The organism is Streptomyces sp. SCSIO 75703 (assembly GCF_036607905.1).
In the GTDB taxonomy this organism is placed as follows: Bacteria; Actinomycetota; Actinomycetes; order Streptomycetales; family Streptomycetaceae; genus Streptomyces.
On sequence record NZ_CP144555.1, the window covers coordinates 1,154,702 to 1,180,457 of the forward strand.

The window sequence follows — 25,756 nt, forward strand, 5'->3', positions numbered from 1 at the left end:
TCAGGCCCCCTCGGACTGCCGGGCGGCCGCGAGGCGGACCGCGTCCATGATCTTCTCGTAGCCGGTGCAGCGGCAGAGGTTGCCGGAGAGCGCCTCGCGGATGTCGGCGTCGCCGGGGCTGGGGTTGCGTTCCAGCATCTCGTCGGCGGCGACCAGCAGTCCCGGGGTGCAGAAGCCGCACTGGACGGCGCCGGCGTCGATGAACGCCTGCTGGATCGGGGCGAGTCCGGTGCCCTCGCCGGTACGGGAGTCGGGGCCGCCCGGCTGCCATCGCCGGGCCTCCTCGGGCGGGGTGCCCGGGGCGTTGCCGGGTCGGGCGCCCGGTCCGGCCGCGCGGCGGGCGGCGTGGTCGGCCAGGCCCTCGACGGTGACGACCTCGCGGCCCTCGGCCTGGCCGGCGGCGACCAGGCAGGAGCAGACCGGGACGCCGTCCAGGCGGACGGTGCAGGAGCCGCACTCGCCCTGTTCGCAGGCGTTCTTGGAGCCGGGCAGGCCGAGCCGTTCGCGCAGCACGTACAGGAGGGACTCGCCCTCCCACACGTCGTCGGCCTCGTACGGGCGCCCGTTGACGGTGAGGTGGACGCGCATCACGCCGCTCCCTTCGTGGTGCGGCACTCGCCGCGGTAGGAGTCCCAGACCCAGGTGAGCGTCCGGCGGGCCATGACGCCGACGGCGTGCCGGCGGTAGCGCGCGGTGCCCCGCACGTCGTCGATCGGGTGGCAGGCGCCGGCGCACAGCCGGGCGAACTCGGCGGCCAGGGACGGCGGGAGGTCCTGTCCGCCCTCCCAGAGGCGGCCCTCGTCGAGGGCCGCCCCGAGGAACTCCTCGGCGGTGTGGGCCCGGATCGGGGTGGGGGCCGCCGAGCCGATGCCGGTGCGGACGGTGCGGCTGTCGGGGTGCAGGGCCAGGCCGAAGGCGCAGACGGCGATGACCATGGCGTTGCGGGTGCCGACCTTGGAGAACTGCTGGGGTCCGGTGGCCTTCTTGACGTGGACGGCGCGGATCAGTTCGTCGGGGGCGAGCGCGTTGCGTTTCACCCCGGTGTAGAAGGCGTCGATGGGGATGCGGCGCACCCCGCGCACCGACTCGGCCTCAACCTCGCCGCCCGCGGCGAGGAGGGCGGGGTGGGCGTCGCCGGCCGGGGAGGCGGTGCCGAGGTTGCCGCCGACGCCGCCGCGGTTGCGGATCTGCGGGGAGGCGACGGTGTGGGCGGCGAGGGCGAGCCCGGGGAGTTCGGTGCGCAGGTTCTCCATGATGCGGGTGTAGGGCACGCCGGCGCCGAGGCGGACGGAGTCCGCGCCGGTCTCCCAGGCGGCGAGGTCGCCGATGCGGGTGAGGTCCATGAGGTACGCGGGACGGCGGTGGTCGAAGTTGATCTCGACCATCACGTCGGTGCCGCCCGCGAGGGGGACGGCGTCGGGGTGCTCCGCCTTGGCGGCGAGCGCCTCCTCCCAGGTAGCGGGGCGAAGGAAGTCCATGACCGGCTCTCTTCTTCGTCTCGTGGGCGTACGGATCGAGCCAATCCGGGTGCGGCGGGCAGGGCTCGTTCCTGTGCTCTTCTCACGAAGTGGGCCAAGTACACCGCCCGGTGCACCAACCGGGTCAGTCGCGGAAACCATGAAGGAGTTGGCTGGCCAGGGCGCACATCTTGTAGATTCGTATGAAAGGAGGGCAGGGGTTCCCTCCGCGTCTTCCTCTGGAAACGGGCGTTCCGGCCGCGTGACCTGGAACGCGGCCCCTCCGCGGGCGCGTGCCGTCCGCCGGCCCCGGACGGGCTCCCGCACCGGACCTCCACGATCACACGGTATTTCGAGACACAGAACGGCGGCGACGAGAATGCGGCTGCGCGCACTGCTGGACACCGATGCGCTGGGCCTCAGGCTGCTCGGCGGCGAGGGCGAGCTGGAGCGTTCCGTACGGGGCGTGATGACCACCGACCTGCGGGACCCCAGCCGCTACCTGAACGGCGGGGAGCTGGTCCTCACCGGGCTGGCCTGGCGCAGCGGCCCCGCCGACTCCGAATCGTTCGTCCGCATCCTGGTGCGGTCGGGGGTGGCCGCGCTCGCCGCCGGCGAGGCCGAACTGGGCGAGGTGCCGGAGGACCTGGTGGTGGCCTGCGCACGGCACCGGCTGCCGCTGTTCGCGGTGAACGAGTCGGTGGCCTTCGCCACGGTGACCGAGCACGTGGTGCGCCAGGTCTCCGGGGAACGCGCCGGGGACCTGGCGGCCGTGGTCGACCGGCACCGCCGGATGATGACCTCGGGACCGGCGGGCGGCGGCCCCGACGTCGTCCTCGACCTGCTCGGCTCCGACCTGGACCTGCGGGCCTGGGTCCTCTCCCCCACCGGCCGCCTGGTGGCCGGGGCCAGGTCGGCGGGGCCCGCGCTGCCCGCCGAGGTCCGTACGCGGCTCGCCGCCGAACACCTCGCCGCCTCCCGCGCCGGACGTCCGGCGCCGCACCGGGTGACCGTGGGCACGACGGCGTACAGCCTCTTCCCGGTGCGCGGCGGCGGCCGGGCGCCGCGCACCGGGCGGGACGCGGGCGAGACCGCGCTCAGCGAGTGGCTGCTGGCCGTGGAGGCGGACGCCGGGGACTGGCCCGGGGAACGGCTCGACCTGCTGTACGGCGTCACGCAGCTCATCGCCGTCGACCGGGACCGGCGCGACGCCGCCCGCACCGTGCGGCGCCGGCTCGCCCAGGAGGTGCTGGAGCTGGTGCAGTCCGGCGCCCCGCCCGCCGAGATCGCCGCCCGGCTCCGGGTCGCGGCGCCGGTGCTGCTGCCCGGCCTGGGCGCGGCCCCGCACTGGCAGGTGGTGGTGGCCCGCGTCGAGTGGGCGGACGGCGGGCGGGACGAGCCGGGCCGGGCCGCGCAGCGGCTGCTGGAGGAGATCCTCGTCGACCCGGCGCCGGCCGGGCGGCCCCGCGCCGGCGTCCCGGCGGGGCCCGGCCACGGGGACCGGATCGCGGTGGCCCACGCCGGCGAGGAGGCCGTCGCCCTCGTGCCGCTGCCCTCGGTCGGCTCCGGGCACGACGGCTCCGCGACCGGCGTCCAGGCCGACGCCCTGCTGGAGTCCGTCCGCGAACCGCTCACGGCCGGGCTCGGCGACGACGGGCGGGTCACCCTCGGCGTCAGCGCGGCGGTGCACTCGGCGGAGGGGCTGCGCGGCGCCCTGGAGGAGGCCCGGCACGCCCGCCGGGTCGCCGCGGCCCGGCCGGGCCGGGTCTGCGCGGCGGGCCACCAGGAGCTGGCTTCGCACGTACTGCTGCTCCCCTTCGTCCCCGACGACGTGCGGCGGGCCTTCACCGCGCGGCTGCTGGACCCGCTGCGCGACTACGACCGGCGCCACCGCGCGGAACTGATCCCGACCCTGGAGGCGTTCCTCGACTGCGACGGCTCCTGGACCCGGTGCGCCGCCCGGCTCCACCTGCACGTCAACACGTTGCGCTACCGCGTCGGGCGGATCGAGCAGTTGACGGGCCGTGACCTCGCGCGCCTGGAGGACAAACTGGACTTCTTCCTGGCGCTGCGGATGAGCTGAGCCGCGCGGCGGCCCGTTTCGCCGTCGCCGGGGGTGGCCTGAAGTCCCACGACTTTGTGAAATTTTTCACCCATCCTCTTGGCCGGGCCCGGTGATCCATGCTGAGATGCCGCCACCACTCGACGGCTCGACGGCGTGCTTGGGAGGGCGATGTGGCGCATTCCGCCATGGCTGGTGCTGGTTCGGGAACGACCGGTGGGGACGATCCGCTCCAGACCGCGGTATGGCGGCTGCGCTCGCGCGCCTGCTGGGCCGACGCCGCCGAACTGCTGCGGCCCGCGACCGCCGCCGCCGCGCTGCAGCGGACCGCGCTCCTGGTGGAGCGGTGCCTCTACACCGAGCAGGGCTGGGCCGAGGCCGAGGAGGCGCTGCGCGCCGCCGAGGCGCTGGCCGACACCGACGACGAGCGCGGCGCCGCCGCCTGCGAACGCGGGCAACTTGCCTACGCCGCCACCGTGCACGGCGTACGGGACCGGGCCGACGAGGCGCGGGCCGCGCTGGGCCGGGCGGCGGCGCTGATCGCGCCGGGCGCGCGGGAGCGGGCGGTGCTGGACTTCCGGCGGGGGCTGCTCGCCGAGAACGTCACGCGTTCCCCGCAGGCGGCGCGGGCCGCGTACCGGCGGGCGCACGCGGCGGCGCTCTCCCAGGGCGATCCGCTGCTGCAGTCCTTCACCTGGCGGCACCTGGCCGGGCTGGCGCTGCGGGAGGGCGAACTGGCCGAGGCCCGGCACGGCTTCGCCGAGTCGCTGCGGCTGCGCGAGGAACTGGGATACCTGGTCGGCACGGCGCCCGCGCTGGTGTCGCTCGCGGACGCGGAGACCGAGCCGGAGGCGTCACGGCTGCGGGAGGAGGCGCGCCGGCTGTTCCGGCTGCTCGGCGGGGTCCCGACGTGGCTGGCCCGCCACCTCGCCCCGCCGGCCGCGGGCGCGGCGACGGCGTGACCCACGCCGGGTGCCGCGGCCCGGCTCACGTCCCCGAAGCGATGCCCGGCACGCGGGCACGGCCCGGGTCGCCCCCGAGCGGGGGCACACGGCACGCGGGCACGGCCCGGGTCGCGACCCCGCGGAGGCCGCACCCGGCACGCGGCCGGCACACCCGGCACAGCCCGCGCTTGCCGCGGAGGGGCCGGGGTGCTCGTCAGGGGGAGCGGCTCCAGCGGGGTTCGGTGGAGGCCCAGTCGGTGTCCCAGCCGGTCAGGTTGCGCCGGTGCAGCGTCCGCCCGGTGATCCCGTACGCGGCGAGGCCGGTGAGCACGACGGCCAGGAGGGCCAGGATCCCCCAGCCCATGGCGCGGCTGCGGATCTGACCGGCGTCCAGCGGCGGTTCGGTGACGCCGCCGCTCCGGTCGGTCCAGACGTGGACGGTGTTCCCGGCGGTGAGCCCCGGCTCCACCTGGGCGGTGCCGGTGCGGGGCACGCCGTCGGGGCCGGTGAAGCGGACGGTCACCGGATAGCGGCTCTCGCGCGCCTCGGGCGAGCCGGGCTCGGGGTGGCTCGGCGCGTCGTGGACGAGGACCGCGGGCACGTGGGCGCGGGACCGCTCCTGCCGCTCGGCGGTGCCGCGGTAGTGCCGGTGGGCGGCGTCGCCGGCGGCGAGGCCGGCGTACGGCGCCACCACCAGCACGGCCAGCGCGAGACCGAGGGCGATCCACGCCTGGAGCCGGTCGCTGGGCCGGCGCAGGGGGTTGCGCCGCCAGCGCCACAGCAGGGGGTGCGGGCGGGCTCCCCGGCGGCCGGGGGGCGGCGGTGCGTGCGGGGTGTCGCCGGCCACGTGCGCCTCCTTCTCGGTCGGGGCAGCCGGAGGGTCGGGGGCTGGTGCTCCGCCGCCGGTGACCAGGGGGGCGCCGGCGGCGGAGCGGGGGGACGGGGGCGGTAGGGGGCCGGTCCGGCGGGCCGGGCGGCCGGTGCCGTACCGGGCGGGCCGGGTCAGCGGCGGGCGGGGTCCGGCGGGTCCGGGTCCGCGGGGAGGGCGCGGGTGTGCACGGCCTCCAGGAGCTTGGCGGCCCCGCGCACCGCGGCGGTGTGCGGCGCGGGCACGGCGCGCAACGGGGCGTGCAGCCCGTCGGTGAGGTGGCAGGTGATCTCGGGCCGCAGCGCTCCCCCGCCGGCCAGCAGCGGACCGCGGCCGAGCGCGTCCAGGGTGAGCGAGGTGCCGTCCTGGCGCAGCATCGAGGTGACCATCTCGACGACGGCCTCGGCGATCCGCGCGGCCGTGGTCGCGTCGTCGAGGTCGCCGGTGCCGAGCGCGGTGCGGCGGGCGTCGAACACGGCGCCGTCCACCAGCAGCACCACCTCGCTCAGGTGGGCGCCGATGTCGACCACGAGCAGGGGCCGGGACAGGTCCGCGCCCGCCGCGAGGGCGACGGCGCGGGCGCTGGGCACGGTCAGCACGCTGCGCGGGCGCAGCACCTCCACCGCCGTACGGGCCTCGGTGCGGTAGGCGTACCCGTCCAGGACGGGCGCGGTCACCACGATCAGGGGCCGGCTGAAGCGGGGCAGGCGGTGGCCGAGGAGCCGGTCGAGCATGCGGGCGGTGCCCTGGGTGTCGACGATGGAGCCGCGCTGGATGGGGTAGACCGCCCCGGCGCCCGGGAAGGTCACCGTCGGCACGTCGAGGATCATGCCGCGGCCGGCCACCCAGGCGCGGGTGCGGGCGCTGCCCATGTCGAGGGCGACACCGGTGTACGCGCGGTGCAGGGGCCAGCGCCGGGGCCGGGCGCGGCCGGAGCGGGGCCCGCGGGTCACGGTCATCGGCCGGCCTCCCGCACCTGCTGGCAGCGGGCGCAGTAGCGGGCCTGCGGCACGATGGCCAGGCGGTCGCGGTCGATGGGGCGCCGGCACAGGTGGCAGGTGCCGTAGCGGCCCTCGGCCAGGCGGACGAGGGCCGCTTCCACGTCGGCGAGGACCATGCGCGCGGAGGCCGCGAGTGTGACCCGGACCTCGGTCTGCGCGGCGGAGCGCCGCTGGATCAGTTCGTCGGCCCGGGTCGGCAGGCTCGCGATCTGGCGCAGTTGCTCCTGGCGGAACAGCCGCTGTTCGTGCAGGTTCTCCTGGAGTGCGGCGAGGTCCTCGGGCGACAGGTGTGTGTCGCGGTCGCCGATGGTCTGGTTGTTCACCACGTCACCCCTTGGGCAGGGCGGGAGAGGAAGGCGGGACGGAGCGCGCTCAGGTGGCGCGGCGCTGGCAGCCGACGCAGTACCGGGTGTACGGCAGGATCTCCAGGCGCTCGCCCGGGACCGGCTTGCCGCAGCCGAGACAGGTGCCGTAGGTGCCGTCCTCCACCCGCGCGAACGCCTCCTCGATCTCCTTGAGCACCCGCTGGATGGCGTCCCGCTGGGCGGACATGAGCTGGTCGTCCACCGACAGGGCGCCGGAGTTCTCGCCCAGCGCCTGGAGCTGGGTCATGCGGGTGTTCCGCGCGTGTTCGAGGCGCTGGCGGGCCTCGTGGGCGGTCAGCCGCTCGGGGCGGGGTTCGATGCGGGAGGCGTCGAGCGACACGGTGAGTCCTTCTCTCAGGAGAAACGGAAAGTGGGTACGCGTCAGGCCCCGGGCTCCTGGGAGGGGGCCCGGGGACGCGTCGGGGTGCCGGAGCCGATAAGGACCGGTCATCCTCAACCATGGACGCCGGCCGCGCGGATTCCCATCGGGCGCAGGCCCCATTTGTGCGGGGCTGGAGCATCCACTGCGCCCGGGAGGGCGAGGTGGTATGGGTATGCGGCGCCCCCGAAATGGGGGCCGTGCCCCATCGACCTCGCGCGGGGGGACATGCAGGGTGGTCGTCGGCTCGGTCGTGATCGAGGACCGCAGCTCCCCGCCGGGGTGCGCGATGACCGACAGTGGAGGCGTACCAGGTCGTGGAAGGAGGCGTACCCCCGGTGTCCCTGTTCTGGCGGATCTTCGGTCTCAACGCGGTGGTGCTCGGCTCGGCCACGGCGCTGCTGCTGTGGGCGCCGGTGACCGTCTCCGTCCCGGTGGTGCTGACCGAGGCCGTGATCCTGGTGGTCGGCATGGGGATCATGCTGGTGGCCAACGCGGCCCTGCTGCGCTGGGGCCTGTCCCCGCTGGACCGGCTGACGAAGCTGATGACCACGGTCGACCTGCTGCGTCCGGGACAGCGGCTGCCGGTCGCGGGCGGCGGCGAGGTGCCGGAGCTGATCCGTACCTTCAACGCCATGCTGGACCGGCTGGAGCACGAGCGGGCCACGAGCAGCGCCCGGGTGCTGCTGGCGCAGGAGGCCGAGCGGCGCCGCATCGCGCAGGAGCTGCACGACGAGGTCGGGCAGAGCATGACCGCGATCCTGCTGGTGCTGGGGCGCTCCGCGGACGACGCCGAGGAGCCGCTGCGGGGGGAACTGCACCAAGCGCAGGAGATCACCCGGGAGAGTCTGGACGACGTCCGCCGCCTGGTGCGCCGGCTGCGTCCGGGGGTGCTGGACGACCTCGGTCTGATCAGCGCCCTGACCTCGCTGACGCACGACTTCGCCACGCACACGGGGCTGCGGGTGGTCCGCCGCTTCGCCTCCGACCTGCCCGCGCTGGACCACGAGACCGAACTGGTCCTCTACCGTGTGGCCCAGGAGGGCCTGACCAACGCCGCACGTCACGCGGACGCCGAACGGCTGGAGGTGAGCCTCACCCGTGCCGAGGGCGGGGTGGAGCTGTCCATCGCCGACGACGGCCGCGGCATCGAGGTGGCGTGCGAGGGCGCCGGCATCCGCGGCATGCGGGAGCGGGCCCTGCTCATCGGGGCCTCCCTCGACATCCTTTCGGCACCCGGCGCCGGCACCCGGGTCCGGCTCATCGCACCCGTACCGAGGAAGCAGCCCTGACCATGCCCGACCCGTCCCTGTCCGAGCCGTCCCCGTCCGGTCCGCCCGGCTCCTGCGAGGCGTCCGCGTCCGGTCCGCCCGAGGCCGGTCCGGCCCCCATCCGGATCCTGCTCGCCGACGACCACGCGCTGGTGCGCCGCGGCGTGCGCCTCATCCTCGACCGTGAGCCGGACCTCGAAGTGGTCGCCGAGGCCGGGGACGGCGCGGAGGCCATCGAGATGGCGCGCGCCCACACCGTGGACCTCGCCGTCCTGGACATCGCCATGCCCCGGCTGACGGGGCTGCAGGCGGCGCGGGAGCTGTCCGCGCTCAAACCGGACCTGCGCATCCTGATGCTGACGATGCACGACAACGAGCAGTACCTCTTCCAGGCACTGAAGTCGGGCGCGTGCGGATACGTCCTGAAATCGGTGGCCGACCGGGACCTGGTGGCCGCCTGCCGGGCCGCCATGCGCGACGAACCCTTCCTCTACCCTGGTGCGGTCACCGCGCTCATCCGCAACTACCTGGACCGGGTGCGCCACGGTGAGGAGACCGCCGACCACATCCTGACGCCCCGCGAGGAGGAAGTCCTGAAGCTCGTCGCGGAGGGCCACTCCTCGAAGGAGATCGCGGAGATCCTCTTCATCAGCATCAAGACCGTCCAGCGGCACCGCGCCAACCTGCTGCAGAAGCTGGGGCTGCGGGACCGGCTGGAGCTGACCCGCTACGCCATCCGGGCCGGTCTGATCGAGCCCTGACCCCACCCGCCCCGAAGCGCCCGGGGCCCTGGTCGTCCACTCCCCGGCCGGCGCCCCGGGTCTCCGTCCGCCACCCGTCCGCGCACCCACCACGAAGGGGGACGCACCATGCGCCCCGTACCCAGGGTCCCGCTCCCGGCACGCCCGGGGCCCTCGGCGACGGGTGCGCGCGTCCTGCTCCCTCCGGCCCCCGGCGGGCCGGAGCGGGGCGCGGCGGGGGCCGTGCCCCAAGCCGCGGTCGGCCGGCCCCTGGCGTACGCCGGCCTGCCGGGCCCGCGGCACGGCGGGGTGCCCGCCCGCCCACCGGACCCGGGACGGCGGCCCGGCGAGACCGGCACACCGCCCGTCCGGGACACCACCACCGCCACCGCCACCGGCACCGGCACCGGCACCGGCACCGGCACCCAGGACGGTGCCGGCGCGCCCGGCGCTCTCGGCGCCCCCCGCGCCCTTCACCTGCCCGGCATGTCAGGCGCCCCCACCCGTCACCCGATCCGGGTTCGGGCCGGCCACACCGGCCTCGGCGCCCGCACCGCCGCCGCCCGCGTACCCGTACCGGGCCGTCGCCCGGCGGCCGGGCGCGCGCGGCGGCGCGGCCGGGGGCTCGCCGTGGCCGCGGCGCCATCGGCCGCCGTCGGCACGCTGCTCGCCGTCCTGCTGACCCTGCTTCCCTCGTGGCCCCAGGCCGGTGCGCGCGTCGCCCCCGGCGGGCCGCTGCCCGCGCACTCGTCGACCGCCGTGCCGCGCCCGGACAGCGGCTACCACCCCGACGACGGCTGCACCGCCACCTGCGGTGCCCAGGCCCGGCCCCGCCACGACCAGCTCGTGGAGCGCCCGGCCCCGCCCGAGCACCACGCGACCGTCGCCCGCCACCCGGGCAGCGCCACCCGCGCCGTGCACGGCCGCGGTTCGGCCGCCCCGGTGCCCGTCCCGGTCTCCCCCGGCCGGTCCGCCCACGACCGCGGGCGCGCGCCTCCCGCCCCCTCCGGCACCTGAGAGAACCCGTCCCTACCCCCAACTCCGCCGCGGCCGCGCAGGCCGCCGCCGTGGCGTGGCCGTCGGAGGCCGTGTTGACACGCTCCCGTTCCCGTAACCAGTCGCGTACGCAACCCCGTACGCAGTCCCGTGCCCAGACCCGGGCGAACCGTATCCGCGCACTGATCGCGCTCGCCGTGATGGCCGCCTCGGTGGCCATCGCCCTGACCACGCCCATCCGGCTCGGGCTCGACCTGCGCGGCGGCACCCAGATCGTGCTGGAGACCCGCTCCACCCCCACCGCCAAGGCGGACCGCGAGGCCACCGACCGCACCGTGGAGGTGCTGCGCGGCCGGATCGACGCGCTCGGCGTGGCCGAGCCGACCATCGTCCGCTCCGGCGAGAACCGCGTCGTGGTCGAACTGCCCGGCGTGCAGGACCCGAAGAAGGCGGCCGACGTGCTGGGCCGCACCGCGCAGCTCACCGTCCACTCGGTGGTCGGCGTGGACGAGTCCGGCAAGGAGGAGGCCAAGCACCCGGCCGACCCCGCCGCCGAGCGCGTGCTCAAGGACGAGTCGGGGCTGGCCCTGCGGCTGAAGGCCGCCGACCTGACCGGACAGGACGTCAAGGGCGCCGACGCCGTCTTCGACCAGCAGGGCGGCGCCGGCTGGCTCGTCACGATCGACTTCAAGGACAAGGGCAGCGACCGCTGGGCGAAGGTGACCGGCGCAGCCGCCTGCTTCCCGGCCGGCGACCCGCAGCGCCGTGTCGCCATCGTCCTCGACAACAAGATCATCTCTTCGCCGCAGGTCGACCCGTCGGTGGGCTGCAACACCGGCATCGCCGGCGGTTCCACGCAGATCACCGGCTCCTTCAGCGACACCGAGGCCCGTGACCTGGCCCTGCTGGTCAAGGGCGGCGCCCTGCCGGTGCCGGTCGAGACGGTGGAACAGCGCACCATCGGCGCCACGCTGGGCGAGGAGGCCATCGAGGCCGCGGCCCTGGCCGGCATCATCGGCACCGCGCTGACCGCGATCTTCATCATCGTGATCTACCGGCTGATGGGCATCCTGGCGACCCTGGCCCTGATCTGCTACGGCGTCATCTCCTACGCCGCGCTGGCCGCCATCGGGGCCACGCTGACCCTGCCCGGTCTCGCCGGTTTCGTGCTGGCCATCGGCATGGCGGTCGACGCCAACGTCCTCGTCTTCGAACGGGCCAGGGAGGAACACGCGGCCCGCAGCCGTCCGAGCCCGCGCTCGGCGCTGACCACCGGTTTCCGCAGCGCCCTCAGCGCGATCGCGGACTCCAACATCACCACCCTGATCGCCGCGGCGCTGCTGTTCTTCCTGGCGTCCGGCCCGGTCAAGGGCTTCGGCGTCACGCTCGGCATCGGTGTCCTCGCCTCGATGGTCAGCGCCCTGGTCATCACCCGGGTGCTCGCCGACTTCGCCGCGAGCCGGCCGATCGTCTACCGCCGCCCGAAGATCACCGGCATCGCCTCGATCGGCCCGATCCGCGAGCGGCTGCTGCGCCGCAACCCGTTCATGATGAAGTACCCGCGGCGCTGGCTGGCCGTCTCCGCGGTGGTCCTGGTGGTGGCCGGTACGGGCATCTTCGTGCGCGGGCTCAACTGGGGCATCGAGTTCACCGGCGGACGGCTCATCGAGTACTCGACGTCCACCCAGGTCGACCCGGGCAAGGCGCGCAACGCCCTCACCGAGGCGGGCTTCCCGCGGGCGGTCGTCCAGACCTCCGGCGACAACGGCCTGACCGTACGCACCGAGCCGCTCTCCGACGCGGAGGCGGCCACCGTCACCAAGACGGTGAACGAACTGGGCGGCGAGGCCGAGCTGATCCGCGACGAGCTGATCGGCCCGAGCCTCGGTGACGAGCTGCGCCGGGACGCGCTCATCGCGCTCTGCCTGGCGCTCGGCGCGCAGTTGCTGTATCTCGCGTTCCGCTTCCGCTGGCTGTTCGGCGGTGCGGCGGTGAGCGCGCTCGCGCACGACGCGGTGATCCTCGTCGGTGTGTTCGCGTGGCTGGGCAAGCCGATCGACGGCGTGTTCCTGGCCGCGCTGCTCACCGTCATCGGCTACTCGGTCAACGACTCCGTGGTCCTCTTCGACCGCATCCGGGAGTTTCTGGGGACCCATCGCAAGACGCCGATGGACCGGCTGATGAACCAGGCGATCCTGCAAACCCTGCCCCGGACGGTCAACACCGGTATGGGCGCGATCCTGATCCTCGCCTCGCTGGCGGTGCTCGCGAAGGACTCGCTCACCGACTTCGCCCTCGCGCTGCTCATCGGCGTGGTGGTCGGTACGTACTCCTCCGTGTTCATGGCGGCGCCGCTCGCGGTCGAGCTGGACCAGCGGGCCGCCCGCCGCGCCTCGGGCGGGGGCAAGGACCGGCCCGCGGCGAAGACGCCGCCGCGCCGGGCGGAGCGGCAGGAGGTGTCGTAGCGGACCGGCACCCACGACGCGAAGGCCGCGGTCGCGCCCCTCGGGGGCCGGCCGCGGCCTTCGCGGTCACCGCGTCCCGGCGCGGCGACGCGGGGTCAGGACATCGGGGCGCCGAAGTGGTCTGCGGCCAGGGTGCGCACCAGGTCCGGGTCGCCGGCGACGAGCGCGTCCAGCAGGGCCGTGTGCTGGTGGGCGTCGGCGACCAGTTCGGCCCGGGCGCGGGCCGTGGGGGTGCCCGCGGGCGGCCACTGGGCGCGACGGTGCAGGTCGGCGGCGATGCGGACGAGCTGGTCGTTGCCGGCCAGGGCGAGCAGGGCGTGGTGGAAGGCGCGGTCGGACTCGGCGTAGGCGACCGGGCAGCCGGCGGAGGCGGCCCGGACGGTGGCCTCGGCGAGGGGGCGCAGTGCGGCCCAGCGTTCGGCGGGCACGGTCCGGGCCAGCCGCAGCAGGACGGGCACCTCGAGCAGGGCGCGGACCTCGGCGAGTTCGGCCAGTTCGCGGGCGCCGCGGAGCACGACGCGGAAGCCGCGGTTGGGGACCACCTCGACGGCGCCCTCCAGGGCGAGTTGCTGCATCGCCTCGCGCACGGGGGTGGCCGAGACGCCGAACCGTTCGCCGAGCGCGGGCGCCGAGTAGACCTCGCCGGGGCGCAGTTCGCCGGCGGTGAGCGCGGTGCGCAGGGCCGCGAGGACCTGTCCGCGCACGGAGGAGCGCCGGACCGGGGGGCGCGGGTCGGGCAGCGGCGGTTCCGCGTGGACGTGTTCGCCGCGGGCGGCGCCGGCCGTGGGGCCCTCGGCGCCGCCCTCGTCGCGGCAGCGGACCGGGCCGCGGTCCGTGGCGCCGGGCTGGGCCGGGACCCGGACCGGTGCCGGGGTACGGCTCCGCTCGGTCCCCGGCGGGGCGGGGACCTGCGTGCTCGGCTTCACGGCGTCCTCCTGTGAACGGACGTTTCGGTACTTGGGGTCATTACGGCGGGTTGTCTCTCCCGCGTCAAGCACGATAAGGGCACGGCGCCCGACTCTTCACCTCGCACGCATTACCGGTAAGGTAAGGCTTACCTCTGACTGTCGGGCCTGTCGCCGACCGTCCGTCGTGGTGTCCGTCTGCTCCGTTGCCCCTGACGTGGATCGGTGGTCCGCATGCCTCTCCCCCGTTCGGCCGTCGCGGCGTCGTACGCGCGCCTGTCGCAGGTGCTGCCGGGGCTGGCCGTGACGGAGCCGGCCGCCGGGGACGCGCTCCCGGCGGGCGGCGGCTGGGCGGCGGCCGAGGACCTCGCGGCGGGCGGGGCGGTCCTGGAGTCCTTCCTGGCCTGGGACGAGGCCCAGGTGCTGCGGGACTACGGGCGGCGGGCCCGGCCGGACGTCGTCGCGAGCTTCGGTCTGCACCGGTACGCCTGGCCGGCCTGTCTGCTGATCACCGTGCCATGGTTCCTGCACCGCAGGGTCCCGCGCTACCCGGTCGCGGACGTGGCCTACGACCGCACCGCCCCGGGCCTCGCGCTGGGCCGGCTGGCCGCGCGCCCGTCCGGCTTCGCCTGCCTGCCCGGCGATCCGGCCGCCGCGCTGCCCGGCGCCCGGGTGGTCGCCGACGAGGAGGCGCTGCGCGCCGAGGTGCGCACGGCGGTCGCCGAGCACCTGGAGCCGGTGCTCGCCGGGTTCGGCCCGCGGATGCGGCGGCGGGGACGCGCCCTGTGGGGCATGGCCACCGACGAGGTGGTCGAGGGGCTCTGGTACGTCGCCCACCTGCTCGGCGAGCAGGAGCGCGCCCGGCGGGAACTGGAGCTGCTGCTGCCGGGGGCGACCGCGCCGTACGTCGGCACGGCGGCCTTCCGGGAGCTGACCGGGCCGGACGGCGAACCGCTGCACACGCGGGACCGGGCGAGCTGCTGCATGTTCTACACGGTGCGCCCCGAGGACACGTGCGCCACCTGCCCGCGGACCTGCGACACGGACCGGGTCAACAAGCTGCCGGCCGCGACCGGCTGACGGACCCTCGGGTACGCGGGCGGGACCGGGGTCCGCTAGGATCCGTCCGGGTTGTTTCACAACTTTCCCACGCGTCGCGGGAACTTTCTGCGGAACCACCCGTACGGGTAGTCTTATTCGAACTCAACTCCCGCCCCTCATGCGGCAGTTCGAGCAGATCGCCGCCCTGGGCGCCCCCTCGCACCCCCTTGGCGGCCTCTTGTCCCGAAACCCCCTGAGGGCCGGTGGGTTTGGGCCACCATGGCGGGCGTTACGCCCTATCCCAATGCAAGGGACCCCCAGATGAGATTGACCGACATATCGCTGAACTGGCTGCTGCCGGGAGCCGTGCTGCTCCTCGGCATGCTGGCGGCGGTGGCGGTGCTGGCGCGCGGCAAGCGATCCTCGGGCAAGGACGCGGGCGCGGAAGACTCGTGGGAGCGCGCCGAGGAGCGGCGCCGGCGCAAGGAGGCGCTCTACGGCACCGTCTCCTACATCCTGCTCTTCTGCTGCGCGGCGGTCGCCGCCGCGCTCTCCTTCCACGGTCTGGTCGGCTTCGGCGAGCAGAACCTCGGCCTGAGCGACGGCTGGCAGTACCTGGTGCCGTTCGGGCTGGACGGAGCGGCCATGTTCTGCTCCGTGCTCGCGGTGCGCGAGGCCAGCCACGGTGACGCGGCGCTCGGTTCCCGCATACTCGTGTGGACCTTCGCCTTCGCCGCCGCCTGGTTCAACTGGGTGCACGCGCCCAGGGGTCTCGGGCACGCGGGCGCCCCGCACTTCTTCGCGGGCATGTCCCTCTCGGCGGCGGTCCTCTTCGACCGCGCCCTGAAGCAGACCCGCCGGGCGGCGCTGCGCGAGCAGGGCCTGGTGCCGCGCCCGCTGCCGCAGATCCGCATCGTGCGCTGGCTGCGGGCCCCCCGCGAGACCTACCGCGCCTGGTCGCTGATGCTGCTGGAGGGCGTGCGCAGTCTGGACGAGGCGGTCGAGGAGGTGCGCGACGACCGGCGCCGCAAGGACGAGGACCGGCAGCGCCGGCGCGACCACGAGCGTCTGGAGCGGGCCCGCATCAAGGCGATCAGCCGCGGCCACCGGGGCTGGCCGGGCCGGGGCGGGCGCCAGGTCGAGGTGGAGGTGCAGGCGGTGGAGCGAGGCTCGGACCGCACCGCAGCGGAGCCTGCCATACAGGCGTCCGAACAGCTTCCGCCCGTACCCCAGCGTCCCTCCCTCCAGCCGGTGCGCAGCGGAGCCGCTGACGCCATGACCGTCGACCTCACCGCGGAGGACGACACCCAGGCCCTGCCGCGCCTGGACTCCCTGGAGCGCAAGCTCAAGGACCTGGAACAGCAGTTCGGCTAGGACGACCCGGCGGCGACGTCGCCGCGCACGGCCGCCACGAGGGGGCGTGACCACCTGTCACGCCCCTTCGGCGTTCCCGGCCCCCGGTCACGGGGCCGGTTCCGGCTCCGGTTCCTCCGGGTCCAGTTCGAACCAGACCGACTTGCCGACCGGATGCCGCCGCACCCCCCAGGAACCGGCGAGGGAGCGCACCAGCACCAGTCCCCGTCCGCCCGTGCCCTCGTGGGGTCCCGCGGGCCGGGGCCGGGGCGGCGCCCCGGCGAAGTCCCGTACCTCCACCCGCAGTCCGCGCGGGCCGACGGCGGCCGTGAGCACCGCGTCGTCGCCGGTGTGCACCAGGGCGTTGGTGACCAGTTCGCTGGCGAGCAGTTCCGCCGTCTGCGACCGGCCCGGCTTGCCCCAGTGCCGCAGCAGTTCGCGCAGCGCCCGGCGGGCCTCGGGCACCGCCCGCGGGTCCTCCCGGCCCAGTCTGCGCCTGAGGTGTGCTACCGCCTGCCTCTCCATGTCCCCCGTCCGCGTGGCGATGTCGGTGTCCCTTCTCGTCGGCCTCCCCGGGCCCCGGGGTCTCCCGGACGCCCTCGGAGTTCGTCGGGTCCTTCTCGAACTCGTACGCGTACCCGGGGAGATCCCTGCCCGAAGCGGGCGCCCGGCAGTCCTGCCGGGGCGGCGGCACACGTTTGCTCGGCCACGGCCGGGGCGAAGTGGCCGGTTCCGTGCGGTGCCGGCCCCGCTACGGGCGCGGTACGTGCCGGAGGTTGGAGCGGGCCATCTGGAGCATCCGGCCGACCCCGCCGTCCAGCACGATCTTCGAGGCGGAGAGGGCGAACCCGGTGACCATCTCGCTGCGGATCTTCGGCGGGATGGACAGCGCGTTGGGGTCGGTGACGACGTCCACGAGGGCCGGGCCCCGGTGCTTGAACGCCGCCTTCAGCGCCCCGGCCAGTTCCTTGGGCTTCTCCACCCGCACGCCGAAGGCGCCGCACGCCTCGGCGACGGCGGCGAAGTCGGGGTTCTTGTTGACCACGCCGTGCGAGGGCATGCCCGCGACCAGCATCTCCAACTCGACCATGCTGAGGGAGGAGTTGTTGAAGAGGACGACCTTCACCGGCAGGTCGTGCTGGACGAGGGTGAGGAAGTCGCCCATCAGCATGGTGAATCCGCCGTCCCCGGACATCGAGACGACCTGGCGGTGCCGGTCGGTGAACTGGGCGCCGATCGCCATCGGCAACGCGTTCGCCATCGAGCCGTGCGAGAAGGAACCGATCACCCGGCGGCGCCCGTTGGGCGAGATGTAGCGGGCGGCCCACACGTTGCACATGCCGGTGTCCACGGTGAACACCGCGTCGTCGGCGGCGACCTCGTCGAGGACGGCGGCCACGTACTCCGGGTGGATCGGCACGTGCTTGTCGACCTTGCGGGTGTACGCCTTGACCACGCCCTCCAGCGCGTCGGCGTGCTTCTTCAGCATCCGGTCGAGGAAGCGGCGGTTCTTCTTCTCCCTCACCCGCGGGATCAGACAGCGCAGGGTCTCCTTCGCGTCGCCCCACACCGCGAGGTCCAGCTTGGACCGCCGCCCCAGGTTCTCCGGCCGCACGTCGATCTGGGCGATCTTCACGTCGTCGGGCAGGAAGGCGTTGTACGGGAAGTCGGTGCCGATCAGGAGCAGCAGGTCGCACTCGTGGGTGGCCTCGTAGGCGGCGCCGTAGCCGAGCAGTCCGCTCATGCCGACGTCATACGGGTTGTCGTACTGGATCCACTCCTTGCCGCGCAGGGCGTGGCCCACCGGGGACTTGATCTTCCCGGCGAACTCCATCACCTCCGCGTGCGCGCCCGCGGTGCCGCTGCCGCAGAACAGAGTGACCTTGTCGGCATCGTCGATGAGCCGCACCAGCCGGTCGATCTCCTCGTCTCCGGGGCGGACGGTGGGCCGGGAGGTGACGAGCGCGGTCTCGGCGGACTTCTCCGGCGCGGGCTCCCCGGCGATGTCGCCGGGCAGGGAGACGACGCTGACGCCGCCCTGGCCGACCGCGTGCTGGATGGCGGTCTGGAGCAGCCGGGGCATCTGCCGCGGGCTGGAGATCAGCTCGCTGTAGTGGCTGCACTCGCGGAAGAGCTGGTCGGGGTGGGTCTCCTGGAAGTAGCCGAGGCCGATCTCGCTGGAGGGGATCTGGGAGGCGAGGGCGAGCACCGGGGCCATGGAGCGGTGGGCGTCGTAGAGCCCGTTGATGAGGTGCAGGTTGCCGGGGCCGCAGGAGCCGGCGCACGCGGTCAGCTTCCCGGTGATCTGGGCCTCCGCGCCGGCGGCGAAGGCGGCGGTCTCCTCGTGCCGCACGTGCACCCATTCGATGGCGGGGTTGCGGCGCACGGCGTCCACCACCGGGTTGAGGCTGTCGCCGACCACCCCGTAGAGGCGTTCGACTCCGGCACGGGTGAGGATGTCGACGAACTGTTCCGCGACGTTCTGTTTGGCCATGACTGTCCGTGTGCCCCTTCGGTCGCCGTCGATCCCCCGGCTCCATGGAGGCACAGCGGCAGGCGTCACGCCTCCCAGAGCGCCGCTGCCGTGCGGTCGTCGGCGTGGCCCTTGACCCGTACGCCGGTGTCGGCGAGGAAGCCGGCGAGGCCGGGCGGGGTGGGCGCGGACCATCGCCGGGCGAGGAGTTCGCGAAGTTCCGGCTCGTCGCGCAGGGGCTCCGCGAGGCCCGCGCCGCACATCAGCAGGACGTCACCCGGGCGGGCTACGGAGGCGCGGAACCGGAAGGGCACGCGGGGCGGGGGTACGGCGGGGCCGCCCGGCGGTGGCGGTGGGGGCGGGGGCGGGGCGAGACGCGGGTCGCTGCGCGGCCGGCCGTCGCCGGGGGTGCCGGCGGGAGTGGCGGGGGACGGTTCCAGGTCCCGCCAGGCGCCGTCCCGCAGCCGGAACAGCCCGCCGTCGCCGACGCCGAAGAACACCCGCGTCCGGCACGCCGGGTCGGCGGACAGCAGCAGACAGCGCAGGCTCGCCGTGTACTCCTCCGGGTCCAGGCCCTGTTCGGCGGCGCCCGCGCGGAGCCGGCCGAGGCTGCGGTCGGTGAGGCGGTGCAGGCCCGACTTCAGGTCCCCGCGGCGCGCGGCGCGCAGGTCCTCGGCGAGCCGGGCCTGGCTGTGCCCCACGGCCCGGCCGATCCACCGGCACGCCTCGGCCGCCGCGAGGTGCGCGACCCCGCAGGCGCGGGTGCCGCTCGCCATCGCCACGAGCAGCAGCCCCTGCTCGCCGGCGCCGAACCGGGCGACGAGCAGCGCGTCGCGCCGCGGGACGCCCCGGTAGCGGGCGGAGTCCCCGCGCACCGAGACGGCCCGCAGCGTGCAGGGCCCGTACCGGGCGCCGTCCAGCACCGTGTCCGGCACCAGGGTGTCCAGGTGGTCGGGGTGGGCGGGCGGCAGCGCGGTCGGTTCGGGGTCGTAGGTGGGCGGGCCGGACCCCACGTGGTCCCGTCCCCGCACGGAGGCCGGGCCGCCGGCGGCGGGGGGCGCGGGGGCCTGGGCGGGCACGAACGGGGGCGGCGGGGGCGGCAACGGCGGCCCGGCCTCCGGCGGCGGCACCGGCGGCCCGCCCCACACCCCGAAGGCCCGCGGCGGAGTGGGCCCGGCACCGCGCGGCGCGGGCGCGTCCGCGGGGGGCGGGGGCGCGTCCGCGGGAGGCGCGTCCGCAGGGGGCGTCTCGGGAGGTGGCCCGGGGCTTCGGGGTGCGTCCGCGGGACGGGCGTCCGCCGGGGGCGCGTCGGGGCGGGGCGCGTCGGCGGGCTTCGGGGTGGGGCGGGCCGGTGGACGGGTGCCGTCGTCGGGGAGGCGCGGGTCGGTGAAGGCGGGCGGTTCGGGCGTCGCCCACCAGGGCGGAGCGCTGTCGGGCGCCCCCGGCGCGTGCGGCGGCTCGCCGCGCCCGGCCGGGTTCCCAGCGGCCGGGGCGGGCGGGACCGGCCCGGTCCGGGACCCGCCGGGAGACGGAACCGGCCCGCGCGGGTCCGGCGGGCAGGGGGCGTCGTCGCTGCGGCCGTCCGGTGCGGGGGCGGCGGCACGCTGGTCCGTGGGCAAGGGCGCGGCGCCGTGCCGGTCCGTCGGGTAAGGGGCCGCGGCACGCCCGGCCGGCCGGGGCGGAGCCGGGTCGTCGGGGTCGCCGCCGGGCCGGGGACCGGCCGCCCCGCCGTCACCGGGTGAGTGCGGCCCGGCCGTCCCGTTCACGCGGAGCGGCCTGGCGTCCTGTCGCTCGGCGGACGGCCCCGCCGCACCGGGACGGTCGGCGGCCGGAGCCCCGCCGGGGCGCTCCCCGGGAGCCACCGGGCCGGCCCCGTCGCCGGACGGCGCGACCTCACCGGCCCGCTCCACAGCCGCGTCCCCGCCAAGGCGGTCGACCGGCGGAGCCACCGGGCCCGGGTGGGCGGCGGGCGCCGCCGCGTCGGGGTGGGCGTCGCCGGGCGGCCCGGCCGGGCCGTCGCCGCCCGGCGGAACGGGTGGCCGCGCCCCCGGCGTCCCCCTCGGCGACGGCGCCGGCGGTGTGCTCGGGTCCGCGTCCGCCGGGCCGGCGCCCCGCGCGGCCGCCCCCGTACCGGAGCTTGCCCCGGCCGGGCGGACCGTGCGGGACGCCGAGGTGAAGCGGTCGTCGAGCGTGTCCGGCGCGGGCGTGGGGCCCGTGTCACCGGTGGAGTCGTCGTACAACCGCGTCCACCAGTCGTCCGCCGGACCGGTGGGCCTTCCCCCCTGCTGGCTCATGTCCCTGATTGTCCACCGCGAAGGCGTCCGGAAAACCGGCATCGCGAAATCCGGCCGGACTTCCCCGCCGGCCGGTCGTACACGGGGGGCCGGGCGGCCCCACCCCCCACGGGAGGACCGCCCGGCCCCGCCACCTTGGCAGAGTGACCACCGGTACGGCGATGATGTCCATGGGCGGGTTTGCGCCGTGGCCGTTTTCCGCCACGGTGGCCGGCGCGCCCGTACGGATCATGGGCTTGTCGGGAGGGACGTCGCCGGATGCTGGGAGTGCTGGGGCTGGAGGACGCGCACGAGTCGGCGTACCGGGCGCTGGTGTCCGTGGGGGCGGCGGACGTCTCCGACCTGGCGCGACGCCTGGCGCTCGGCGAACGGGACACCGAGCGGGCGCTGCGCCGGCTGGAGCAGAGCGGGCTCGCCGCGCAGTCCCCGGCCCGGCCGGGCCGCTGGGTGGCCGCTCCCCCGGGCGTGGCGCTGGGCGCGCTCCTCACCCAGCAGCGGCACGAACTGGAGAAGGCGGAGCTGGCGGCGGCCCTGCTGGCGGAGGAGTACCGGGCGGTGGCGGCGGAGCCCGCGGTGCACGACCTGGTGGAGGTCGTGGTCGGCACGGCGGCGGTGGCGCGGCGTTTCCTCCAGCTCCAGTTGGGCGCGAGCGAGGAGGTGTGCGCGCTGGTCACGGGTGACCCGGTGGCCGTGACCGGGGTGGAGAACCACGCCGAGGAGCAGGCCGTGGGGCGCGGGGTGCGCTACCGGGTGGTGGTGGAGCGGGACGTGCTGGACCAGCCGGCGGGCATCGCGGAGCTGACGGCGGCGCTCGACCGCGAGGAGCAGGTACGGGTGGCGGACCGGGTGCCGACCAAGCTGGTGATGGCCGACCGTGCGCTGGCCCTGGTGCCGCTCACCACCCACTCGGCGGAGCCGGCGGCACTGGTGGTGCACGCGGACGGGCTGCTGGAGCTGCTGTCGGGGCTCTTCGAGGTGGTGTGGCGGGACGCGCTGCCGCTGCGCCTGGGCGCCTCCGGCCTGCGCGAGCAGCGGCCCGAGGGGCCGGACGGCACGGATCTGGAGATCCTGTCGCTGCTGCTGGCCGGGCTGACGGACGCGAGCGTGGCCAAACAGCTCGACCTGGGACTGCGGACGGTCCAGCGGCGGGTGAAGCGGCTGATGGAGCTGACCGGGGTGACCACCCGGCTCCAGCTCGGCTGGCACGCCTACGAGCGGGGCTGGGTGGCCCGGGGCCGCTGACCCGCCCCCCGTGCCCGCCGGGGCGGCGGCGAGTTCTGCGGAGCGGGCCGGACTCGGGCACCCTGGACGGATGGGAGCGTGGGACCTCCTGCTGTCCGGCCTGGTCATCCTGCTCGGCCTGTGCGGCGTGCTGCTGCCCGGCGTGCCGGGGGTCTGGCTGGTGTGGGCCGGGATCCTGTGGTGGGCGCTGAAGGACCCCCGGACGCTGTCGTGGACGGTGCTGATGGGTTCGACGGCGGTGCTGCTGCTGGCCCAGGCGGTGCGCTGGACGCTGCCTCCCCGGCGGCCCCGCGGCCGCCGCCTGACACCCCGGGTCTCGGCGTACGCGGGAGCGGGGGCGGTGGTCGGCTTCGTGGTCGTGCCGGTCCTCGGGGCCGTGCCGGGCTTCCTGGGCGGCGTCTACCTCGCCGAGCGGCTGCGGCTGGGCGGGCACGGCGAGGCGATGGCGGCGCTGCGGACCGCGATGCGCTCCGGCGGCCTGCGGCTGCTCACGGAGCTGTTCGCGTGTCTGCTGGTCACCGGCGCGTGGCTGGGGGCGGTACTGGCGGGTTAGCCTCCAGCGCCAGGAGGCGGGTCTTGCGGTCGAGGCCGCCGGCGTAGCCGGTCAGGGAGCCGTCGGCGCCGATCACCCGGTGGCAGGGGCGCAGGATGAGCAGCGGGTTGGCGCCGATGGCGCCGCCGACGGCCCGTACGGCGGCGCGGGAGGCGCCCACGCGGGCCGCGATCTCGCCGTAGGTGGTCGTCGTGCCGTACGGGACCTCGTCGAGGGCGGCCCAGACGCGTTCGCGGAAGGCGGTGCCGCGTCCGCGCAGCGGCAGCCGGAACCGCTTCGGGTCGCCCGCGAAGTACGCGGCGAGCTGGGCCTCGGCCTCCCGGAAGGGCCCGGGGTCCCGGCGGGCGCCGGTGAGGTCGGGGACGGTCCTGCCGCCGGGTACGGCGAGCGCGGTCAGGGCGCCGTCGGGGTCGGCGGTGAGCAGGAGCCGGCCGACGGGGCTGTCGGTCTCGGTCCAGTACGCCGTGCCGGGTGCGGGTGGGGCCGGGGTGGCGGGGGTGCGGGTCATGGTCTCGTTCGCTCCGGTCGGGTGGGTCGGGTAGGTCGGATGGGCCGGATGGGCCGGATGGGCCGGATGGGACGGGTTCATGGCGCGGGGCGCGGTGCCGGGGGCGGGTCCCGCCGGTTCCGTTCGGTGCGCAGGTGGCGGACGGCGTAGGAGCGCCAGGGGCGCCAGGTGTCGGGGACGTCCTCGCCGGGCGGGGCGACGTCCGGGTCGCCGAGGGCGCGGGTGCGGATGACGGCGGCCGTGGCGGCGTCCAGCCCCGGCAGCACGAGCAGGGCCCGGGTGCTCTCCTCCCGGTCGGCGCCGGGGTCGAGGCGGACGGTGCCGTCGGCGAGGGCGGCGGCGAGCGCGCCCAGGGTGCCGCGCTCCCCAGCCAGGGCGACCGGATCGGGGAAGAGGTGGGTGAGGGTCCCGTCGGGCGCGTCGAGCCGCTTGCCGTGGCGGCGGACCAGGCGTTCGGCGCCGGCCCGGCCGGTGAGGGCGCGGACGGCGAGTTCCTCGGGGTCGGCGGTGCCGGGCGAGCGCAGTCCGGGGCGGGCGGCGACCAGCGGGGCGAGCCGGGGGTCGGCGCCGAGTCGCTCGTCGACGGCGTACGGGTCGGCGTCCAGGTCGAACAGGCGTCGCAGCCGCCGGACGGAGGCGGTCAGATCGCGCGGGTCGGTGAGGTGGAGGCGGGCGTCGAGCCAGCCGCCGGTCCGGGCGGCGGGGGCGGAGTGGCGTTCGTCGACGGCGGCGGTGCCGGTGCCGTGGGGCAGGCGCAGGGTGCGCCGGTAGGTGCGCCGGCCGGGCGGGCCGGTGACCTCCTCGATGCCGGGGACGGCCTCGCGCTGGAGCAGGTCGAAGACGGGTCCGGCCTGGTAGGGGCCCCGGTGGGCGAGCCGCAGCGGGATGCCGGCGGCGGGGGCGCCCGCCCGGCGCCGGTCGCGGGCCGGGGCCCCGGCCCGCAGCCCGCTCGGGGTGGTCGCGTACACGGCGCGGACGGTGTCGTTGAACTGGCGGACGCTGGCGAAGCCCGAGGCGAAGGCGATCTCGGTGACCGGCAGCGTGGTGGTCTGGAGCAGGATGCGCGCGGTGTGGGCCCGCTGCGCACGGGCGAGGGCGACAGGTCCGGCGCCGACCTCGGCGGTGAGCTGGCGCTGCACCTGGCGGGCGCTGTAGCCGAGGCGGGCGGCGAGACCGGGGACGCCCTCGCGGTCGACGACGCCGTCGCCGATGAGCCGCATGGCCCGGCCGACGGTGTCGGCGCGGGCGTCCCATTCGGCGGAGCCGGGCACGGCGTCCGGACGGCACCGCCGGCAGGCCCTGAAGCCCGAGCCCTGCGCGGCGGCGGCGGTGCGGAAGAACCGTACGTTGTCCCGTTTCGGGGTGACCGCGGGGCAGCTCGGCCGGCAGTAGATGCCGGTCGTCCGCACGGCGAAGAAGAACGCCCCGTCGAAGCGGGCGTCCCTGCTGCGTACGGCCTCGTACCTGGTGTCCTCGTGCTGCGTCACCCCTCCAGTCTCCGCCCGCCGGCAACCCCCGGCTGGCGGAATTCGGACATCACACTGCCCCGGCCCGGAGAGACCGGCGCAGTCGTGGCCCCGGGGGCGGCACCGAGCGGCGGGGCACAGGGCACCCCGGAGACGGCCGGGGCCGGACCGACGGCCTCCGGGCCTGTCGCGGCCCTAGTACCGGAGGTGCCCCCTCTTGGCCGCGAGGGCGGCGCGGCCCTCGGCGTGCCGGCGCTTGCCCTCCTTGCGGATCTCGGCCCGCGTGCGGGCGTCGGACTTGGCGGCCATGCGCTGGTTCTCCCGGACCAGCTTGCGGTAGCTGTCCAGCCGTCGCGGCGGCAGCCGGCCCGCGTCGACGGCGGCGAGCACCGCGCAGCCGGGTTCGCCGGTGTGGGCGCAGTCCTGGAACCGGCAGCGGCCGGCCAGTTCCTCGATCTCGGCGAAGACCTGCCCGACGCCGGCGCCGGCGTCGAAGAGGCCGACGCCTCGCAGTCCGGGCGTGTCGATGAGGACTCCCCCGCCGGGCAGGGGCAGCAGGTTCCGGGTGGTGGTGGTGTGCCGTCCCTTGCCGTCGACGTCGCGGACGCGCCGCACGGTCTGGGTGTCCGTGCCGAGCAGCGCGTTGGCGAGGGTGGACTTGCCGGCGCCGGACTGGCCGAGCAGCACGGTGCTGCTGCCGGTGACGACCGCGGACAGGGCGTCGAGGCCCTGCCCGTGTTCGGCGCTGACGGGCAGCACCGGCACGCCGGGCGCGCTGGTCTCCACGTCCCGCACGAGGTGCGCCAGGGTGACGGGGTCGGTGACCAGGTCGGCCTTGGTGAGGACGACCACGGGCCGGGCGCCGGACTCCCGGGGATCCGGTGCCTTGCGCAGCAGTGCCTCACCCGTCGAGCAGGACATGGCCAGCGCCAGGAACCGCTCGATCCGCGACCGGTCCAGCTCGGCCGCGAGCGACACACAGGTCACGACGTGATCGATGTTGGTGGCCAGCACCTGGCCCTCGGACCGCTTCGAGGACGTGGACCGCACGTACGCCGTCCGCCGCGGCAGCAGCGTCCGTACGTAACGGGGGTCGGCGCTCCCCGGGTCGACGGCGACCCAGTCCCCCGTGCACACGACCTTCAGCGGGTCACGCGGAACGACGAACTCGGTGTCCGCGCGGATCACACCGTCCGGGGTGGCGACGTCGCACAGTCCTCGGTCGACCCGGACCACCCGGCCCGGCACCAGACCCCGCACGGCGAACGGAGCGAACTCGGCCTCCCACCCCTCGTCCCAACCGAGAGGGGCAAGAGGGTGCGACGAAGCCGGAAGAGAAGAGAGATTCAAGGGAGACCCTTCGAAGGGCGGCC

The 25,756-nt window shown here is 75.8% G+C and carries 23 protein-coding genes; 10 read left to right on the forward strand and 13 right to left on the reverse strand.

Features of this window, described 5'->3' with window-relative positions; all coding sequences use genetic code 11:
* Positions 1 to 588 carry a (2Fe-2S)-binding protein gene (locus tag VM636_RS04905; RefSeq protein WP_030422901.1) on the reverse strand — a complete coding sequence of 196 codons (588 nt, stop codon included), beginning with the start codon at positions 586 to 588 and terminating at the stop codon, positions 1 to 3.
* Positions 588 to 1,478 carry an FAD binding domain-containing protein gene (locus VM636_RS04910; RefSeq protein ID WP_053913821.1) on the reverse strand — a complete coding sequence of 297 codons (891 nt, stop codon included), beginning with the start codon at positions 1,476 to 1,478 and terminating at the stop codon, positions 588 to 590. The genes VM636_RS04905 and VM636_RS04910 overlap by 1 nt, the downstream gene beginning before the upstream one ends.
* Positions 1,479 to 1,836: 358 nt before the next feature.
* On the opposite strand from VM636_RS04910, the gene VM636_RS04915 reads away from it, so the two are divergent.
* Together VM636_RS04915 and VM636_RS04920 are read left to right on the forward strand one after the other, a co-directional pair.
* Positions 1,837 to 3,540 carry a PucR family transcriptional regulator ligand-binding domain-containing protein gene (locus tag VM636_RS04915; protein ID WP_030422903.1) on the forward strand — a complete coding sequence of 568 codons (1,704 nt, stop codon included), beginning with the start codon at positions 1,837 to 1,839 and terminating at the stop codon, positions 3,538 to 3,540.
* A 152-nt stretch (positions 3,541 to 3,692) separates the two neighbouring features.
* Positions 3,693 to 4,481, forward strand: coding sequence for a hypothetical protein (locus VM636_RS04920; protein WP_030422904.1), 789 nt, complete (start codon positions 3,693 to 3,695; stop codon positions 4,479 to 4,481).
* 196 nt (positions 4,482 to 4,677) lie between these two features.
* Here VM636_RS04920 and VM636_RS04925 read toward each other — a convergent pair whose 3' ends face one another.
* The 4 genes from VM636_RS04925 to VM636_RS04940 all read right to left on the reverse strand — a co-directional run bounded on the left by VM636_RS04925 (position 4,678) and on the right by VM636_RS04940 (position 7,037).
* Positions 4,678 to 5,310 carry a hypothetical protein gene (locus tag VM636_RS04925; RefSeq protein ID WP_053913820.1) on the reverse strand — a complete coding sequence of 211 codons (633 nt, stop codon included), beginning with the start codon at positions 5,308 to 5,310 and terminating at the stop codon, positions 4,678 to 4,680.
* Positions 5,311 to 5,465: 155 nt separating this feature from the next.
* Entirely contained in the window at positions 5,466 to 6,290 is an 825-nt protein-coding gene (locus VM636_RS04930; protein WP_030422906.1) for a rod shape-determining protein, read from the reverse strand.
* Entirely contained in the window at positions 6,287 to 6,658 is a 372-nt protein-coding gene (locus VM636_RS04935) for a TraR/DksA C4-type zinc finger protein (RefSeq protein WP_030422907.1), read from the reverse strand. The genes VM636_RS04930 and VM636_RS04935 overlap by 4 nt, the downstream gene beginning before the upstream one ends.
* A gap of 46 nt (positions 6,659 to 6,704) precedes the next feature.
* Complete coding sequence (locus VM636_RS04940) at positions 6,705 to 7,037, reverse strand: TraR/DksA C4-type zinc finger protein (RefSeq protein WP_030422908.1); 333 nt, start codon at positions 7,035 to 7,037, stop codon at positions 6,705 to 6,707.
* A gap of 377 nt (positions 7,038 to 7,414) precedes the next feature.
* Here VM636_RS04940 and VM636_RS04945 point away from each other — a divergent pair, with 377 nt between their 5' ends.
* The 4 genes from VM636_RS04945 (at position 7,415) to secD (ending at position 12,548) form a co-directional block, all read left to right on the forward strand.
* Complete coding sequence (locus tag VM636_RS04945) at positions 7,415 to 8,368, forward strand: HAMP domain-containing sensor histidine kinase (protein WP_053913819.1); 954 nt, start codon at positions 7,415 to 7,417, stop codon at positions 8,366 to 8,368.
* Positions 8,369 to 8,370: 2 nt separating this feature from the next.
* Positions 8,371 to 9,108, forward strand: a complete 738-nt coding sequence (locus VM636_RS04950; protein WP_030422910.1) for a response regulator transcription factor — start codon at positions 8,371 to 8,373, stop codon at positions 9,106 to 9,108.
* Between the two features lie 222 nt (positions 9,109 to 9,330).
* Complete coding sequence (locus tag VM636_RS04955) at positions 9,331 to 10,104, forward strand: hypothetical protein (RefSeq protein ID WP_053913818.1); 774 nt, start codon at positions 9,331 to 9,333, stop codon at positions 10,102 to 10,104.
* A 179-nt stretch (positions 10,105 to 10,283) separates the two neighbouring features.
* Positions 10,284 to 12,548, forward strand: a complete 2,265-nt coding sequence (gene secD / locus VM636_RS04960; RefSeq protein WP_234312807.1) for a protein translocase subunit SecD — start codon at positions 10,284 to 10,286, stop codon at positions 12,546 to 12,548.
* 95 nt (positions 12,549 to 12,643) lie between these two features.
* Here the strand turns inward: secD and VM636_RS04965 are convergent, their stop codons facing one another.
* Positions 12,644 to 13,474: a GntR family transcriptional regulator gene (locus tag VM636_RS04965; RefSeq protein ID WP_037859701.1), complete on the reverse strand. Its 831-nt coding sequence runs from the start codon at positions 13,472 to 13,474 to the stop codon at positions 12,644 to 12,646.
* A 213-nt stretch (positions 13,475 to 13,687) separates the two neighbouring features.
* Here VM636_RS04965 and VM636_RS04970 point away from each other — a divergent pair, with 213 nt between their 5' ends.
* Positions 13,688 to 14,533, forward strand: coding sequence for a (2Fe-2S)-binding protein (locus tag VM636_RS04970; RefSeq protein ID WP_053913817.1), 846 nt, complete (start codon positions 13,688 to 13,690; stop codon positions 14,531 to 14,533).
* Between the two features lie 282 nt (positions 14,534 to 14,815).
* The gene (locus VM636_RS04975; RefSeq protein WP_030422915.1) at positions 14,816 to 15,868 is read left to right on the forward strand and encodes a DUF2637 domain-containing protein; all 1,053 of its coding nucleotides are present in this window, start codon (positions 14,816 to 14,818) and stop codon (positions 15,866 to 15,868) included.
* An 87-nt stretch (positions 15,869 to 15,955) separates the two neighbouring features.
* Here VM636_RS04975 and VM636_RS04980 read toward each other — a convergent pair whose 3' ends face one another.
* The 3 genes from VM636_RS04980 to VM636_RS04990 all read right to left on the reverse strand — a co-directional run bounded on the left by VM636_RS04980 (position 15,956) and on the right by VM636_RS04990 (position 20,614).
* The gene (locus VM636_RS04980) at positions 15,956 to 16,372 is read right to left on the reverse strand and encodes an ATP-binding protein (protein ID WP_030422916.1); all 417 of its coding nucleotides are present in this window, start codon (positions 16,370 to 16,372) and stop codon (positions 15,956 to 15,958) included.
* A 226-nt stretch (positions 16,373 to 16,598) separates the two neighbouring features.
* Positions 16,599 to 18,341, reverse strand: coding sequence for a pyruvate dehydrogenase (locus VM636_RS04985; RefSeq protein WP_030422917.1), 1,743 nt, complete (start codon positions 18,339 to 18,341; stop codon positions 16,599 to 16,601).
* A gap of 65 nt (positions 18,342 to 18,406) precedes the next feature.
* Positions 18,407 to 20,614 (reverse strand): protein phosphatase 2C domain-containing protein, encoded by a 2,208-nt coding sequence (locus VM636_RS04990; protein WP_338483552.1) that lies wholly within the window; start codon positions 20,612 to 20,614, stop codon positions 18,407 to 18,409.
* Between the two features lie 258 nt (positions 20,615 to 20,872).
* On the opposite strand from VM636_RS04990, the gene VM636_RS04995 reads away from it, so the two are divergent.
* Positions 20,873 to 21,856, forward strand: a complete 984-nt coding sequence (locus VM636_RS04995; protein WP_053913816.1) for a LuxR family transcriptional regulator — start codon at positions 20,873 to 20,875, stop codon at positions 21,854 to 21,856.
* Positions 21,857 to 21,926: 70 nt separating this feature from the next.
* On the forward strand, positions 21,927 to 22,409 hold the full coding sequence (locus VM636_RS05000; protein ID WP_053913815.1) for a DUF456 domain-containing protein: 483 nt from the start codon (positions 21,927 to 21,929) through the stop codon (positions 22,407 to 22,409).
* Here the strand turns inward: VM636_RS05000 and VM636_RS05005 are convergent.
* From VM636_RS05005 to rsgA, 3 genes are all read right to left on the reverse strand, one after another.
* Positions 22,372 to 22,917: a methylated-DNA--[protein]-cysteine S-methyltransferase gene (locus VM636_RS05005; RefSeq protein WP_053913889.1), complete on the reverse strand. Its 546-nt coding sequence runs from the start codon at positions 22,915 to 22,917 to the stop codon at positions 22,372 to 22,374. The two genes, VM636_RS05000 and VM636_RS05005, sit on opposite strands and share 38 nt — an antisense overlap.
* A gap of 77 nt (positions 22,918 to 22,994) precedes the next feature.
* The gene (locus VM636_RS05010) at positions 22,995 to 24,404 is read right to left on the reverse strand and encodes an AlkA N-terminal domain-containing protein (RefSeq protein WP_338483557.1); all 1,410 of its coding nucleotides are present in this window, start codon (positions 24,402 to 24,404) and stop codon (positions 22,995 to 22,997) included.
* Between the two features lie 174 nt (positions 24,405 to 24,578).
* Complete coding sequence (gene rsgA / locus VM636_RS05015) at positions 24,579 to 25,733, reverse strand: ribosome small subunit-dependent GTPase A (RefSeq protein WP_030421882.1); 1,155 nt, start codon at positions 25,731 to 25,733, stop codon at positions 24,579 to 24,581.
* Between the last annotated feature and the right edge of the window lie 23 nt (positions 25,734 to 25,756).

Excerpts from the sequence above, each read along its gene's own strand:
- VM636_RS04905 (WP_030422901.1), bottom strand. The coding sequence starts at position 588 with ATGCGCGTCCACCTCACCGTCAACGGGCGCCCGTACGAGGCCGACGAC.
- VM636_RS04910 (WP_053913821.1), bottom strand. The coding sequence starts at position 1,478 with ATGGACTTCCTTCGCCCCGCTACCTGGGAGGAGGCGCTCGCCGCCAAG.
- VM636_RS04915 (WP_030422903.1), top strand. The coding sequence starts at position 1,837 with ATGCGGCTGCGCGCACTGCTGGACACCGATGCGCTGGGCCTCAGGCTG.
- VM636_RS04930 (WP_030422906.1), bottom strand. The coding sequence starts at position 6,290 with ATGACCGTGACCCGCGGGCCCCGCTCCGGCCGCGCCCGGCCCCGGCGC.
- VM636_RS04950 (WP_030422910.1), top strand. The coding sequence starts at position 8,371 with ATGCCCGACCCGTCCCTGTCCGAGCCGTCCCCGTCCGGTCCGCCCGGC.
- secD (WP_234312807.1), top strand. The coding sequence starts at position 10,284 with ATGGCCGCCTCGGTGGCCATCGCCCTGACCACGCCCATCCGGCTCGGG.
- VM636_RS04970 (WP_053913817.1), top strand. The coding sequence starts at position 13,688 with ATGCCTCTCCCCCGTTCGGCCGTCGCGGCGTCGTACGCGCGCCTGTCG.
- VM636_RS04975 (WP_030422915.1), top strand. The coding sequence starts at position 14,816 with ATGAGATTGACCGACATATCGCTGAACTGGCTGCTGCCGGGAGCCGTG.
- VM636_RS04980 (WP_030422916.1), bottom strand. The coding sequence starts at position 16,372 with ATGGAGAGGCAGGCGGTAGCACACCTCAGGCGCAGACTGGGCCGGGAG.
- VM636_RS04985 (WP_030422917.1), bottom strand. The coding sequence starts at position 18,341 with ATGGCCAAACAGAACGTCGCGGAACAGTTCGTCGACATCCTCACCCGT.
- VM636_RS04990 (WP_338483552.1), bottom strand. The coding sequence starts at position 20,614 with ATGAGCCAGCAGGGGGGAAGGCCCACCGGTCCGGCGGACGACTGGTGG.
- VM636_RS04995 (WP_053913816.1), top strand. The coding sequence starts at position 20,873 with ATGCTGGGAGTGCTGGGGCTGGAGGACGCGCACGAGTCGGCGTACCGG.
- VM636_RS05000 (WP_053913815.1), top strand. The coding sequence starts at position 21,927 with ATGGGAGCGTGGGACCTCCTGCTGTCCGGCCTGGTCATCCTGCTCGGC.
- VM636_RS05005 (WP_053913889.1), bottom strand. The coding sequence starts at position 22,917 with ATGACCCGCACCCCCGCCACCCCGGCCCCACCCGCACCCGGCACGGCG.